Origin of the sequence: Paraprevotella xylaniphila YIT 11841 (assembly GCF_000205165.1) — a bacterium.
Lineage (GTDB): Bacteria > Bacteroidota > Bacteroidia > Bacteroidales > Bacteroidaceae > Paraprevotella > Paraprevotella xylaniphila.
In genome coordinates this window covers 15,669-29,876 of the sequence record NZ_GL883849.1, presented here as the reverse complement: position 1 = coordinate 29,876, position 14,208 = coordinate 15,669, and the positions used below count along the sequence as shown (strand labels likewise).

Sequence of the window (14,208 nt, the reverse complement as noted above, 5' to 3'; positions counted from 1 at the left end):
TTCAGAAAGAAGTTGTTTCGGACTTGTAGCTCAGTTGGTTAGAGCAACAGACTCATAATCTGGAGGTCCCAGGTTCAAGCCCTGGCTGGTCCACAAAGCATAAAACAAAGGAAATTAAGCCGTTATAAAGAAATTTGTAGCGGCTTTTTCTTTACACACAAAAGTTCATTGCACACAATTTGCACACAGTTCCGAGAAGTCTGATAGTCAATGATAAACGAAACACACCGGTAAATTGTACCACATTCCATCTCGTTTCTTTCATAACTATTGCCTTATCGGTTGAGGCTTTTCACCGATAGTATAATACAAATAAAAGGAATAAGCTACACACCGGTAGTTATCCCTTTTGTTCGCAATAAAATCAAGCGAGAAGTATGTACATCACAATTTTCCTGTTTTCATACGCCTTAATATATCGCAAACTTGATTCATGCCTGCACATGGCTTGCCAACAAATAAAGTACAGACATCTCTAATTTTTCTTTGATTTGACTTTCTTCCCCATAATCTGTTGTTTCAAATTTATAGAGATAACTATAAATAAGCGAACTAATCGTGGCAATATTTGTTTATATAATAAATTAAAAGTAATTTTGCCACAGAACTAAAAGAGGCACTCATGAGAACGATAAATCAAATTATTGGAGAAAATCTAAAAAAGATTAGAGAGCTGTCTGGCTTCACACAAGAACAGATAGCCAAATCTATTGGGATTGAGCGTTCTGCATATAGTAATTATGAAGGAGGCACTAGGGAAGTTCCGTATGATATTTTAGAACGAATCTCAAACATGTTCGGTTGTGAACCTTTCATTTTGTTTGAAGATAATATCCAAGCTGATAATGAAATTATGGCTACTGCTTTCAGAATTTCTGATTTGGAAGATAATGACTTAAAAGAAATCGCAAATTTCAAGGACATTGTGAAATCATATCTTAAAATGGAACGAATTGCACAGAATGAAGCCGAATAAGTTTATCATAGAAAAACAAGTATCAGCATTTCGCACAGATAATGGGCTTAGTGCATCCGAGCCTGTCACATTGAAAAGTCTGCTTTTGAAATTGAACATACTTACAGTGTTCAGACCTCTGTCTGACAATTTTTCAGGCATGTGTTTAAAGGACAATTCCGGGCATCGTTTTATGCTTATCAATTCCAATCAGCCACGTGGAAGACAGCATTTCACAATTGCCCACGAATTATATCACTTGTTTATAGAAGAAAAGCCTACCCCGCACAAATGCAACCCCGGATACAGCAAGAACTTTGTAGAACAAAGTGCCGACATGTTTGCTTCTTTATTATTAATGCCTGAATCCGGAATCTGCCAACTGGTACCGGAGAATGAATTAAAGACTAAAAGCATTTCTATGGCAACAATTTTGAAACTTGAACATTACTTCTCTGTTTCTCGTTCGGCCTTGTTGTATAGATTGTTAAATATAGGCCTCATTTCAGAAAGTACACGTTCCCAATTTGCTGAAGTAGGAGTAAAAAACTCTGCAAAATGTTTCGGATATGATACGGCTTTATACGAAGCTGCAAATGAAGGTTTGGTTATCGGTGATTTTGGAGAAAAAGCACGTAATTTATTCGATAAAGAGAAAATCTCGGAAAGCCATTATATGGAGTTGCTCGGTAAAATAAATATCAATGGGACACAAGAAAACGAAAATAGTACTCGATGCTGATGTGATTATCCATTTTATAGAAACGGGTAACTTTTCACTATTACCGGATATATTCCCCGAATATGAATATATAGTATTGGATGTGGTTTATAATGAAGTTTCAAAGAACTCTAAAACAAGAAATCTCATTGACAATTATCTTCGTTATTTCTCAAAATTAAGAAAAGAGACTTTTTCTCCTAAAGGTGAATCTATGAAAGAATACTTCTCATTACAACGTAGATTGGGAAAAGGCGAAAGTGCCTGTATGATTTATTGCAGGGATAACCAAGATGTTTTAGGGAGTAGCAATTTAAGGGACATAAAAGAATATTGTTCTCAAAATAGTATTACTTATCTGACTACTCTTGACTTCCTATATTACGCTTATTGCAAAAAGAAAATGACACAACAAGAATGTACTGAATTTATGCAAGCTGTAAATGATGCTGGAAGCAGGCTTCCTATTATTGATATAACTCTATATAAATGCACCGTGCAAATCTAATTGCGCACATCTTAGGAAAAACGAAGGATACAAAGAGATGTTTTACTATAAAAAATCAACGGCTTACAAAAGATATTCGCAAGCCGTTTTATTTCAACTATATTACTTCACAAGCCCGTCTCACGGCGCTGTTTACGAAGATTCTACGTGAAATCAGATGTATTTCTACCCTGCAAAAAGAATGTAAAAGCAACGCAACTGGCTCTTAATAAGTTTACTCTATTTTTGTTGCATCAAAACTTGACAACATAAACTTTAAAAGAAAAAAAGAATGAAAAAGAGAATGCTGACACTTCCGTTGCTTTCGTTAGCAATTTGCGGGTATGCCCAGGCACAAGCCGACTGCATAGAAGGCAACCCTGTCATGAAAATCAATGAGACGTCCACGTTCGAGGCTCCCAAAAATGAAACTGCCGCCCATTACGATTGGAGGACTCCTATCGGTTGCAAAGTCATATCGGGACAAGGAACACCTACCGTCGAAATTTCATCTTCCTTTCTATCACAAGACAGCCCGGTCCGCCTGATAAGAACATTTACCGATGAACACAAAGATACCTTGGAGACTCCTATAAAATTCTGCCGCTACGTGCAAAGCATACAAGACCACACCATTGCTCCGGGAGAGACAATAAATATAGGAGGAAAAGATTACTCCGAAGCTGACATTTACTACACACCGGCCGAAGGTGAAAACGCCTGTGGACAAGTCGTGGCACACCGGCTGACCGTGGAGCCTAAAACCGGCAGCTATGCCGATATGACGAAACCTTACCTCCAAAGCGCGGAAGATACCGCCATCTGGATTAGTTGGAAAACCTCTTTCGAAAACACCCCTAAAGTCATTTACGGAACTTCAAAAGACCAACTGACGCAGACCTTAGAGGGTACCATTGACAATCTTTCAGAAGACGGTTTCCCATATTATTGGAACTCCATCCGCCTCATCGGACTGCAACCCAACACGGTGTACTATTACCAAGCTATCAGTGACGACAAGAAAAGCAAAGTATGCCATTTCCGCACCATGCCGACCCCCAAAAGCCATGAGCCCATGCGCATTCTGTTAATGGGTGATCACCAAATCAAAAGCCGAAGCGGATATGAGTGGCTAATGAAAGCAGCACAACGTAAAATCGAAGAAAAATATGGCGACCTTACCGAAAACATCAACATGATTATGAATATCGGCGACCAAGTGGACGTAGGTACATTGGACCAATACGAACAGATACACCTGTTCAAATCGCAACTCATGTCACCTTATCTCCCCATCATGACAGCCGTGGGAAACCATGAAACTTATAACGACCCGGGTATGCAGAGATATGCCGCACATTACCACTATGAGAACCTTACCTACCAAGGTATCAGCAGTGGCACGGAAAACTATTACGCCTACCAAGCCGGCCGTATCCTTTTCGTTGTTTTGTCCACTGAACATACCGGCGATGCCCAAAAAGAATGGGTGAGAAAAATTGTAGATGCTGCCAAAAAAGACGATTCTGTAGACTTCATTATCAGTGTAAACCATCGGCCTATCCAAGCTGAGCAATACGTTGGTGACATCTCGGCATGGGTTAGAAATGAAATCATACCCATTCTGTCCGAGACTCCGAAGCACGTACTGAACTACGGAGGTCACCACCATTTGTACCATAGGGGGCAGTTGACCGATTATCCGCTATATCACATCATTAACGGCGCTGCCTCTTGGGATCAAATGTGGGGCATGTCTTCCGAACAAGACTACGATGACGTACAAAAAACCATTGACTATTGGGGCTACCAGATTCTGGAGTTTGATTTCGATAAAAAAGAAATGAAAGCGGAGTGTTATGCCATCGGTAACAAGGAACTGGTAGTGGACAATATTCTAATAGACTCCTTCAGTCGCACTTTGGGTAAAGCTGCTCCAAAAAAGCCGGAAATCAAGGAAATAACAGAAGAGACCATCACCCTGCCTTATACGTTTAAAGGAAGTCCATATAAAACCACTACGGATGAACAACTAAATAGCGTACAATACCAATTCTCACTCAACCAAGACTTTTCTACCATAGAATACAACAAGGTACGCGACGTCGAAGACCTTTACGGTTCTACGGGGAAACCCTTACACATCCCCATTGACCTCAATGAAAATATAGACATCACCCAACTTACCATTGAGAAAAACAAACTGATAAACGGTACCTATTATGTAAGGATGAGATACCGCGATACCAATATGGAATGGTCGGAATGGTCAGACACCAGACAGTTTACCGTAGAAGGAAGTATAGCAGGCAAGCCTTCCATTTCCATAACGGACACAAGCGTAATACCGGGAGAGACCATTACCATCAACTACAAATATGCTCCTGAAGGTCAAAACGCATGGATCGGCATCTACCGCAAAGGAGAAGAACCGCATTCCGTTCTTTCGTACAAATGGAAATATACCCCGGCTCAATCCGGTTCAATGAATTTCACCATCGACGAAACCAACGAATACTATGCCGTGCTATTTGAAGATGAGGGATATACGGAAATCAGCGAAAGAATCCCGTTCTATGTCGGTCCCGAACCGCAAATCAGTTTGGAAAAGAGCGAATTCGAAGAAGGAGAAGACATCGTGGTGACCTACTCCAACGCACCGGGCCTGAAGAACGACTGGATCGGCATCTACAAGCGGGGAGAAGTTCCCGGCACAGCTGATACATCCGACTCATGGGATTACCTCGACGGAAACACCGAAGGCACACTCACTTTGGCGAAAGATCTGCCCAAAGGATATTATTTCTTGAATTACTTCACCTTGGGACAGTACTTCGAACCGCGTGAACGAGTTTATTTCTCTGTAGGCAAAGACATATCTTCGCTGTCTACCGACAAGACGGAATTCTCCACCGATGAAGCAATTCTCATCCACTACAAGGACGGTCCGGGTACGCCGAAAGACTGGGTAGGTGTCTACAAAGATGGCAAAGACCCCAACGTGGACGAGCTTGACGGCTTCTATTACACTTACGGAGCCACGGAAGGAACCGTGAGCATCAAAGCCGGTACGCTCGAACCCGGAAACTATTTCAGTGCCCTGTTCATTAACGATTCCTATGACGAGGTTTCCCCGAGAATCCAGTTCACCATAAAAGACGGCACGGGCATTAGACAAGCTAAAAACGAAGACGGACCACTCTTCTATCCCAATGCTAACGGCTCGCTGCGTATCGAAGGTAACACCTATGAAACAGCCGACATCTTCAACTTGGCCGGAAACTGTGTGCGTCGCACGACTTTGACGGAAGGTAACTGCACAATCGACTTTACCGACCTGCCTGCCGGAATCTACATCTTCAATTTCCACAACGGGACGGATAACAGCATCGTACACAAAGTCATCAAGAAATAACCCACACGGAAATATCATTCCCCCAAAAAGGGAGTGCCGGAAGAGAGGCTATCAAACCGAGCCTTCTGGCACCCCCCTTTCTTTTTGTTTTTATCCTCGCCCTTTGGTCATCCGTACCGGATTATTGCCCGGATAGAACCAACTGTTTTACCAGTCCCTCCAACGCGTCCAGATTACGAGGGTCTGCATTTACGTCGAACACATGACCGTCTACACCGATAAGACGGTAAGAGGGAAAACAGTTCACTCCCAGATATTGTTCTATGGCTCGTTGTTGGTCGTCCGGAAGATTATAATGCACCACATTGTCACCTACCACGTTATATTGTTTGATGACGTTCTTCCACGAATCTTCCGCAGAGCGGTTGGCCAAGTAAAGGAACACCACGCCGTAGGGACGCATCCGCTCGAACAGTTCATGCGAATGAGACAAGGCTTCCTTACACGGCCCGCACCAAGTACCCCAAATGTCGAGCAACACGAGTTTGCCGCGATAAGGCTCCGTGAGCTTACGCAACAACGCCTCGCCGCCGGTCACGTCCTTCACGTATTCTGCCGACCTCAGACTGCTCACGTCGGACAAGTCCCGATTTTGGATAGCCACGTACTTCTCTTGTTCCCTGCTAACGATGTCCCATCCGCCCTCAAGCCTGATTCCCCATTCAGCCTTTGCCATCATCCTGTCCGGCAAAGGTTTCCGCATGTTATCAATCAGCCCGTAAAGCTTCCGGGCTAAATGAATTTGGCATAAAATACTGTCACACCCCACCGATTCCGCGTCTTCTTTCCAGAAATCTATGTTATCTATCAATATCTCCTCATTTAAAACGTCCTCAAAACGTGTAACAAGCGACATGAAACGTTGGGATAACTCACTTTTCCCAAACTCCACCACCATGCGTTGACGCAACGAATCCGACGGCTCCGCATTCAGCTTTTCCTGTAAATCCCTAACAACCAGTTGATAAGCCTCCACGGCATTTACTTCCTCCTCCGTCATCGAAATTTCACCCCGTTGCTGCAAACTTTCGAAGGCATTGAATGTAACATCGCCCCTCACCTTGTCTTTCGCTTCTGAGGAATGGTCTATATAATCCCTCATCAACGTGCTGAAAGTCTGGCAAAGTGTATAGGGTTTGGGAGGACGCTGCCAAACTTTCGTCCGGACAAAGTCCACGTAATCTTCGGGCAACTGCCAATCGGGCACCGCAAACCGCGCCTGCATCATCGAACGGCCCAACCCCGTCAAAACAAAAGATTCCATATAGTAACGGTAACGCCGCGAAAGGTTGGGATGTTCCTCCACACGTCGTGACAGTTCCTCTACCGCATGCCGGTACTTTTCCTCCATCTGTATCCGGAATTCATCGACCGTCCCTTGCCCTTTCCGGAGATAACCATCCACGTACAAAGGAGGATGCGTCTGCAATTCGTTTTGCAACCGGACATCTTCTCCCATGAAAAGCACATGGCCGGTGGAGAAATCGTGCAACAGGAAATAAGTCTCCCCCGGCTCCACCACCGTGTTAATACCCTTCCGCCCTATGTCGATATAGATTTCCGACGTGTTGACCAACGGCACGCGCACAGAGAAACGCCCGGTCGAATCCATGGCAGCCACAAAGGATTCCTGTTTGTCCATAAAGATGTTGTTGCGTAATATTTCCACGCTTCGCCCTTTCTCCCACGCCTCGGCAGGCATGTCCTTCATCCAGCCCACGATGGTCACGCTGTCGTCCGCACGGTAACCGTTGTCCTTGAACCCCTCCCGCAGGTCTTCCACGGGATAGTCAGGCAACGCCGCCCCCGTAATCAAGCTGCACTCTACGGGCGGTTCCTTGCCCACGGTGATGCGACGCGTGCCACGTTTTTCTTTGCCCACCTCCACAGCGAGCTGCTCTCCGCCATAGGCAATCACCCATTGGCCACGCCCGTCTCTCCGCTCCTCTCGGCTCACCACGTCCCAAACCTTACCGTCGTATATCACGCCGTCGCCGGAAAAGCCGACAAACCAATCTCCCGTACGCACATCGCGCCAATAGGTGTCCTCTATCCCTTCGGGCCGATAATCCTCCGGACGGATATTGTAAACCGTCCATCCTCCCGGTTCTACCAGATTCATCTTTACCGTCCCAAGCGGTACGGCATCGAATGTCAACGTAAAGTCCACTTCATCGCTCTCAGGCATAGTGTACCGTTCCCCAAGGGGAATGCCCGAAGCATCCCTTACGGGAAAGTTCCGGCCATCCGTTTGCAATTCCGTCGTGCGCAGGATTTGAATCCAATAACCTGAAGGGTAATGTACATGGCACGACACTTCCGTGCGGTCCGCATGGAGCACCACCTTGGTTACCTCTACGATAGAATGGGTATAGCCCACCACAGGATGGTGCCAAACCACGGAATCGTTTGCCCAAGCACTGACCACGGCAAACGTAACACATAACAATGCAATAAGTTTCTGTTTCAAGTGTTTCATCATGGAATTATCTAAATTAACCGACATAAAATTACACAGTTTCTGAAACTCGGCAAAGTCATGCCCCGAGAAAATCTGGTACATTGTGTTTTTTTAGTATTTCCAACCCGTAATCCGGGTAAAAATACCCGTAATCCAGATAACAAACCTTCCAGTAAAACCGCGTATCTTTGTACCATTATTTTAAAACAACAAAATTATCCGTTATGATATTAGAAAACATCAACTCTCCGGAAGACGTGAAAAAATTGTCCAGAGAGGGACTCAACCTGCTGAGCGGTGAAATACGCGAAGCATTGTTACACCGGCTGAGCGACCACGGCGGCCATTTCGGCCCGAACTTCGGCATGGTGGAGGCCACCATCGCCCTGCATTACGTGTTCAACTCGCCGGAAGACAAAATCGTCTTCGACGTGTCCCACCAAAGCAATCCGCACAAGATGCTGACCGGACGGAAAGACGCTTACCTCTATCCGGAAAAATACGATGACGTGTCGGGCTACTCCGAGCCGTCGGAAAGCGCACACGACCATTTCGTCATCGGCCATACCTCCACCTCAGTCAGCTTGGCCGGAGGACTGGCCAAAGGCCGTGACCTGAAAGGCGAAAAAGGCAATGTCATTGCTGTCATCGGAGACGGTTCGCTGAGCGGCGGCGAAGCTTTCGAGGGATTGGACTACGCAGGAGAATTGGGCACGAACTTCATCATCGTAGTCAACGACAACCAGATGTCCATTGCTGAGAACCACGGAGGCCTGTACCGTAACCTGCAGGAGTTACGTGAAAGCCAAGGCACATGTCCTTGCAACTTCTTCAAGGCCATGGGACTGGATTACCTGTACGTAGACCAAGGCAACGACATCGGAAGCCTCATCTCGGCATTCCAAAAGGTGAAAGACATCGACCACCCCGTCGTGGTACACATCAACACCCTGAAAGGCAAGGGATACCGACCGGCAGAAGAACACAAGGAACCATGGCATTATTGTGCACCATTCGTCATCGAAACGGGTGAACCCCGGCATAAACCCGAGGGAGGAGAAGACTACGGGACACTGACTGCAGACTATTTGCTGAAAAAGATGAAAGAAGACCGCCGCGTGGTAGGCATCACGGCAGGCACCCCCACAGTCATGGGCTTTACGGAAGACAAACGGCAAGCCGCAGGCCACCAGTTCGTGGACGTGGGCATCGCCGAAGAGCATGCCGTAGCCTTAGCCTCCGGCATCGCGGCCAATGGGGGACGCCCCGTATTCGGTGTGTATAGTACATTCATCCAACGAGCTTACGACCAACTTTCACAAGACCTCTGCATCAACCGTAATCCGGCCACGCTGCTCGTCTTTTGGGGATCATTGTCGGCCATGAACGATGTGACACATCTTTGCTTCTTCGACATCCCGCTCATCAGCAACATCCCTAACATGATTTATCTCGCCCCGACCTGCAAGGAAGAGTATTTCGCCATGTTGGAGTGGAGCCTGCATCAGAATGAGCATCCCGTAGCCATCCGCGTGCCAGCCAACGGAGTCATCCACGCAAACCGCAAAATCGATACGGACTACGGACAACTGAACCGTTATGAGGTCGTAAGGAAAGGAACAAAAGTAGCCCTGCTCGCCTTGGGTTCTTTCTTCCCGTTAGGCGAATCCACCGCACGTATCCTGAAAGAAAGGGCCGGCATTGAAGCCACCCTCATCAACCCACGCTATATCACCGGAACGGATGCCACTTTATTAGATGCGCTGAAAGCCGACCATGTCCTTGTAGCCACGCTAGAAGACGGCGTACTGGACGGTGGCTTCGGTGAGAAAATCGCCCGCCACTACGGCACAAGCCCCATGAAAGTACTCAACTTCGGTGCCCGCAAGGAGTTCGTAGACCGCTTCGACGTGACGGCATTCCTCCGCGACAACCACCTGACGGCGGAACAGATTGCCGAAGACATCCTCGCGCAGTTATAAAAATTCCACTTAAAAGAGGCAGTCCCCTATTACAAAAGGAACTGCCTCTTTGCCACATATATAAAAGAACCCTACTGTTATTCTAACAAAATTACCTTGGCTGTCTGGTTATCCATGCCATACATCGTCTTGCCCACAGGTGCACCGATAAAAGTACCATCGGCTATCACGAACTTTCGTCCTTCCAACAAGACATAATCGCCCGCCACGGCATCAGACTGCGAAAATTCCACAGCCGAGGCCAGGTGTCCCGGATAATAAACCAGGATACAACGAAGCCCTAATAAATCGCGTACCAAACGGGTAAAAAGGATACTACGGTCCTCACAGTCGCAATATGGATAGTAAAGGGATTCCTCTGCAAAGAAAGCCCGGTCGCCACCCCATACCTTGTCGTCATACTCGTACTCGAAGCCCGTCTGCACGAAATTCAGCAACTTATTCACAGCCGTCAACTGGTCGCATCCGTTTATGGCTGCTTTCAAGTCCGGATATATCTGACGCTTCACATCCTCACTCATCGGCGTATTGGCATACATAGCCCAACGGCTTACAAAATTGTCGCCCACCATCGAAGTGGGATAAGAGGAATAGAAGTCCATCAGATTCTTATTCGAGGACATCGTAACCTTTACCTCCGGATAACGCTCGGATTGACGCGTCCGTGATGAGGTGGCAGACACAGCCAACCTTGGAGATGCAGCGAACCAAAGGGACAGGCTCTGTTCGCCCTGGAATGCATTGTCGCTGATGTATATGCTCGAAGGGCATTCCCCATAAGGATAGAACCTCTCACCTCCCACGTTATAATGCGGTATGTCGTAAATGATGTGGCGAGATGCGAAAAGCATGTGCAAAACACCGGAATCATCGCGTGCCAACCTCATCTTGTAGCCGGATTGGCAATACAAGTAAGCCATAAGCAAAGTGGATTCGTTCGTACCCTCTCCAAAGAGTTTTTCGGCCACAGCCTGCAACATCTCAAGGTAAGCCCAATCGCCCATCTTATACTCCGTACGCAACTGTAGGCAATCATAAACAAGATTGGTGTACTGCTGCCCTGACAGTTCCAACCACGCAGCAGAAACCACATCTTCTCTTGCGCCTGTCATCTGCAAAGCCGATGAGGTATCAAACCGTACGCTTAACTTAGTGCCAAACCATGAGAAATCCACTTTCGGCATCGGTTCCGGGTCTTCCTTAATGGGTTCCACAGGTTTGGGTTGTGGGGTAGGTTTGGGAACCGGAATGACCACATCAAAAGGCAATGGCTCTGGGGCAGGAAGAGGATTGTCCTTATCCTCCTCCGGGTAAATCACCGGAGGCACATCGTCTTCTTTGGGTATGACGAGCGGTTTCTTTTCCGTAAACTCCTCCCACGGATTTTTCAAAAACTCGGCATACTCTTTGTTTATCTTCTTCCGGAAGTTATTGAAATCCTTATGGATAGCTCGTCGAAAAGATTCAAAATCTTCTTTGAAGTCATCCCCGAAGTCATCATTCTGGGCCTGTACCTGCCCGAAGAAGCACAATGCCATGCCCACTATAACAGATGCCTTCTTCATATCCTTATACTAAAATTCCTCGCTCAGCACCTCGTCCACGATACCGTCCAACTCGCTGTCCAAGCCGTCGCCTTCCGCTTCAAGTTCCTCTGCCAACTGGCGTTTCATTTGCTTTTTCATGACTTTCTTGTCATAAGCCACGGTTACCTGCACTTGGTAATTGTTGTTCGGCAATACACGGTAAATATGCACCACAGGGGTCATCATCGACAACGTGGCATCCGTTATTGCCCGTCCGCGCTCGTGGAACTTGTCCACTGTGGTAGCATCAATGGCAGAATTTTGGGCATTGTCCTGCTTACGCTTCATAGCCGCAGCTATCTTCGTTTCCAACATACTGGCTATCTCGGCCTGGCATTGTGCACGTGCAGACGAGTAGCCTACAGATTCCGAACCGGAAGTCACCGTAGCCTCATGGAGGATGTAGCGGGCCACAGGTTCTCCCGCATCGTTAGCCATCAGTTCCTGCCTCATGAGTTGCGCTCGGGTAAACTGACTGGCCATAGACAAACTGCCGGCGGGCACCTCCCACCCGTCCTTTGTCCTTTGTTTCGCCTGCTTCTTTGCATCTTTCGAGGGTTTGGCATTCAACATGTCCATATTCACCTTGTCCAGTTCACGTTGCTGTTTGGCCAGTTCTATCGCACTTTGCGCGTAACCTGCCGATGCGCCCATGAAGGCCACGGCCAATAATACCAGAATCTTTTTCATAATACCATGTTTTTAAAATGAATAGTGTTAGTCGTTATAAAAATCACCTGCGCTGAATATCTTCGACATCGAGACCTCATTGGGCTGCCACGTACGCACCTTGATTTGCGGTGCATTATGGTCGGTCATATCCACCAACAGGAAGAGGTAACCTTTGTCCGCGTAACGGGAAGAGGTGTATTCCTGACCTATCTGTATGCCGTAGATTTCCGCATCTTCATATTTCTCCAACCACTGCACGTCATTGTTCGTAAAACGCAGGTTGATGAATTCGTTCAATTTGAACGTACGGGCCAGATTGGCCAGATAGGTCTCCTTATCATAACGGTTATATTTGATGATGTCCTGCCCTTCAAGCGAAATGGCACGTTCTTCCGGCACCGCCGCAAGGTTGCGCTTCACGATATTGCCCACGATGATGACGGCATCGTCGGCAAAGATGTCACGGATATAATCCAGACGTTTCAGGCAATAAGCCGTCTTGTAGTTTTCCAGAAACTCCATGATCAATTCGCGGGTTTCGTCTTTCCATCCGGGCGCATAACGGTTCAGGATGTCCGACTCTGCCACTTTCCCTAATCCGAAAGCCACATTGGAGATTTTCTTGTCCGGATTGAACGTGAACACCACGTCTTCCACAAACGTCTTCTTCCGCTTCCCGTTCATGAACGAAAAGGACATCTGCAGCCCGCGTGCCACCACCTGCCCGTTACTGCTACGGTAATACACCATATCAGGCTGTCCCACCACACGTCCCGTACCGTAAGAAATCAGTTTGTTATACACGTCCAGGCCTTCGAGCGTAAAACAAGAACTGGCCTTTACGTAATTGCGCGACTTGATGGCTGCCAACACCTTTTCCATCGCTTCACAATACAAGGCATCGTCGTCCACCGTCTGCGACGGGGATGGCCCTGCGGCAGAAGCCTCTGCCGGGGCATCCGTGGAGGCCACACTTGCAGTGGCCGGCCGTGCCGTAGGTCGGGAAGCCGCAACCGAAGTGCCTCCTTGCGCCGCACGGCCTTTCACGCTTACCGAAGACTCCGGAAAAGCCGCCTTCGCCACGACATTCAACACGGCCTGCAACTCATCGTCCCCACGTGCCAGATTCTTATACTCATATTCAATGTCAAGATGATAGAACTCCGTCTCATAGCCCGGTGCCATCTCCAACATGCCGCGACCGTCTTTCGCTGCCCCGTCGCACTCTTCACGCCCGTCGGAATAGAGGAAATCCAACCCCGATACGGGACGACCTTTGTAGTTGAACACCAAATCCACACAATCCCCTTCACGCTTTTCGAAAGCCACACTGATGTCTTCCAATATGCCCCGTATCTTCACCGGAAGCAGCGTCACCAAGCTATGCCCGGCCTCATCCTTCGCTTCCGTGGGATGTTGCAGGGAACGTGCCAAGGAGTAAGCCCAGTAATAGTATTGCAAGGCCATGTCCACCTTGGCTTTCTCCAACGCCCCGTCGGCAATGGCCACCATGTCGCGTATCTTTTCTATGCGCTTCTCATAAATCTTGTCCAACTCCGAACGCAGCATATAACGCCGCACGGTAACCTCCGGTTCTTTCCCCTCTGTCCATTTCTCCACATTGGTCAAGGCAGAGGAGGAATAAGTGCTCACACAATTCCTTACATAAGTCTTATGGTCGATGTTCCCATTGGTTTGAGTCTCGTCGGTCTGCGACTGGAAATCGCTTGACACATGCACCGCTATCATCTGTACCAAGTCGTTCAATGCAGCCTTGTCAGCCTCAGCCTCCGTCTTCCCCGTGCCGGAACCGTAATAATATTCGCCGGATGAACGGATATAGTCCCAGTTTTGGGCTTCCAGAGCAGGACAAAGCACCAACAAGAGCAGCCATAGGTTTATTATTCGTCGTTTCATCAGACTATGTCA

9 protein-coding genes and 1 tRNA gene are annotated in these 14,208 nt (G+C 47.4%); 6 read left to right on the top strand and 4 right to left on the bottom strand.

Features of this window, described 5'->3' with window-relative positions; genetic code table 11:
• Positions 1-19: 19 nt before the first annotated feature.
• From HMPREF9442_RS07830 to HMPREF9442_RS07810, 5 genes are all read left to right on the top strand, one after another.
• A tRNA-Ile gene (locus tag HMPREF9442_RS07830) sits at positions 20-93 on the top strand.
• 529 nt (positions 94-622) lie between these two features.
• Entirely contained in the window at positions 623-976 is a 354-nt protein-coding gene (locus HMPREF9442_RS07825; protein ID WP_008627182.1) for a helix-turn-helix domain-containing protein, read from the top strand.
• Positions 963-1,697, top strand: a complete 735-nt coding sequence (locus HMPREF9442_RS07820) for an ImmA/IrrE family metallo-endopeptidase (RefSeq protein WP_008627181.1) — start codon at positions 963-965, stop codon at positions 1,695-1,697. Before HMPREF9442_RS07825 ends, HMPREF9442_RS07820 begins: the two co-directional genes overlap by 14 nt.
• A complete protein-coding gene (locus HMPREF9442_RS07815; RefSeq protein ID WP_008627179.1) occupies positions 1,660-2,184 on the top strand; it encodes a PIN domain-containing protein in 525 nt (174 codons plus the stop codon). The genes HMPREF9442_RS07820 and HMPREF9442_RS07815 overlap by 38 nt, the downstream gene beginning before the upstream one ends.
• A 271-nt stretch (positions 2,185-2,455) precedes the next feature.
• Positions 2,456-5,578: a fibronectin type III domain-containing protein gene (locus HMPREF9442_RS07810; protein ID WP_008627178.1), complete on the top strand. Its 3,123-nt coding sequence runs from the start codon at positions 2,456-2,458 to the stop codon at positions 5,576-5,578.
• A gap of 121 nt (positions 5,579-5,699) precedes the next feature.
• On the opposite strand, the gene HMPREF9442_RS07805 is transcribed toward HMPREF9442_RS07810, so the two are convergent.
• Positions 5,700-8,141 carry a TlpA family protein disulfide reductase gene (locus HMPREF9442_RS07805; protein WP_008627177.1) on the bottom strand — a complete coding sequence of 814 codons (2,442 nt, stop codon included), beginning with the start codon at positions 8,139-8,141 and terminating at the stop codon, positions 5,700-5,702.
• A gap of 122 nt (positions 8,142-8,263) precedes the next feature.
• Between HMPREF9442_RS07805 and HMPREF9442_RS07800 the strand changes: the two genes are divergently transcribed.
• The gene (locus HMPREF9442_RS07800; protein ID WP_008627176.1) at positions 8,264-10,021 is read left to right on the top strand and encodes a 1-deoxy-D-xylulose-5-phosphate synthase; all 1,758 of its coding nucleotides are present in this window, start codon (positions 8,264-8,266) and stop codon (positions 10,019-10,021) included.
• 77 nt (positions 10,022-10,098) lie between these two features.
• Here the strand turns inward: HMPREF9442_RS07800 and HMPREF9442_RS07795 are convergent, their stop codons facing one another.
• The 3 genes from HMPREF9442_RS07795 to HMPREF9442_RS15360 are packed head-to-tail and all read right to left on the bottom strand — an operon-like array spanning position 10,099 to position 14,196.
• A complete protein-coding gene (locus HMPREF9442_RS07795) occupies positions 10,099-11,586 on the bottom strand; it encodes a hypothetical protein (protein WP_008627174.1) in 1,488 nt (495 codons plus the stop codon).
• Positions 11,587-11,595: 9 nt separating this feature from the next.
• Positions 11,596-12,297: a hypothetical protein gene (locus tag HMPREF9442_RS07790; RefSeq protein WP_008627172.1), complete on the bottom strand. Its 702-nt coding sequence runs from the start codon at positions 12,295-12,297 to the stop codon at positions 11,596-11,598.
• A 27-nt stretch (positions 12,298-12,324) separates the two neighbouring features.
• Positions 12,325-14,196, bottom strand: a complete 1,872-nt coding sequence (locus HMPREF9442_RS15360; protein ID WP_008627166.1) for an LPP20 family lipoprotein — start codon at positions 14,194-14,196, stop codon at positions 12,325-12,327.
• Positions 14,197-14,208: the final 12 nt, after the last annotated feature.

Bases quoted from the DNA above. Each gene is read 5' to 3' on its own strand.
- HMPREF9442_RS07800 (WP_008627176.1), top strand. From the start codon at position 8,264: ATGATATTAGAAAACATCAACTCTCCGGAAGACGTGAAAAAATTGTCC.
- HMPREF9442_RS07810 (WP_008627178.1), top strand. From the start codon at position 2,456: ATGAAAAAGAGAATGCTGACACTTCCGTTGCTTTCGTTAGCAATTTGC.
- HMPREF9442_RS07795 (WP_008627174.1), bottom strand. From the start codon at position 11,586: ATGAAGAAGGCATCTGTTATAGTGGGCATGGCATTGTGCTTCTTCGGG.
- HMPREF9442_RS07805 (WP_008627177.1), bottom strand. From the start codon at position 8,141: ATGTACCAGATTTTCTCGGGGCATGACTTTGCCGAGTTTCAGAAACTG.
- HMPREF9442_RS15360 (WP_008627166.1), bottom strand. From the start codon at position 14,196: ATGAAACGACGAATAATAAACCTATGGCTGCTCTTGTTGGTGCTTTGT.
- HMPREF9442_RS07815 (WP_008627179.1), top strand. From the start codon at position 1,660: ATGGGACACAAGAAAACGAAAATAGTACTCGATGCTGATGTGATTATC.
- HMPREF9442_RS07825 (WP_008627182.1), top strand. From the start codon at position 623: ATGAGAACGATAAATCAAATTATTGGAGAAAATCTAAAAAAGATTAGA.
- HMPREF9442_RS07820 (WP_008627181.1), top strand. From the start codon at position 963: ATGAAGCCGAATAAGTTTATCATAGAAAAACAAGTATCAGCATTTCGC.
- HMPREF9442_RS07790 (WP_008627172.1), bottom strand. From the start codon at position 12,297: ATGAAAAAGATTCTGGTATTATTGGCCGTGGCCTTCATGGGCGCATCG.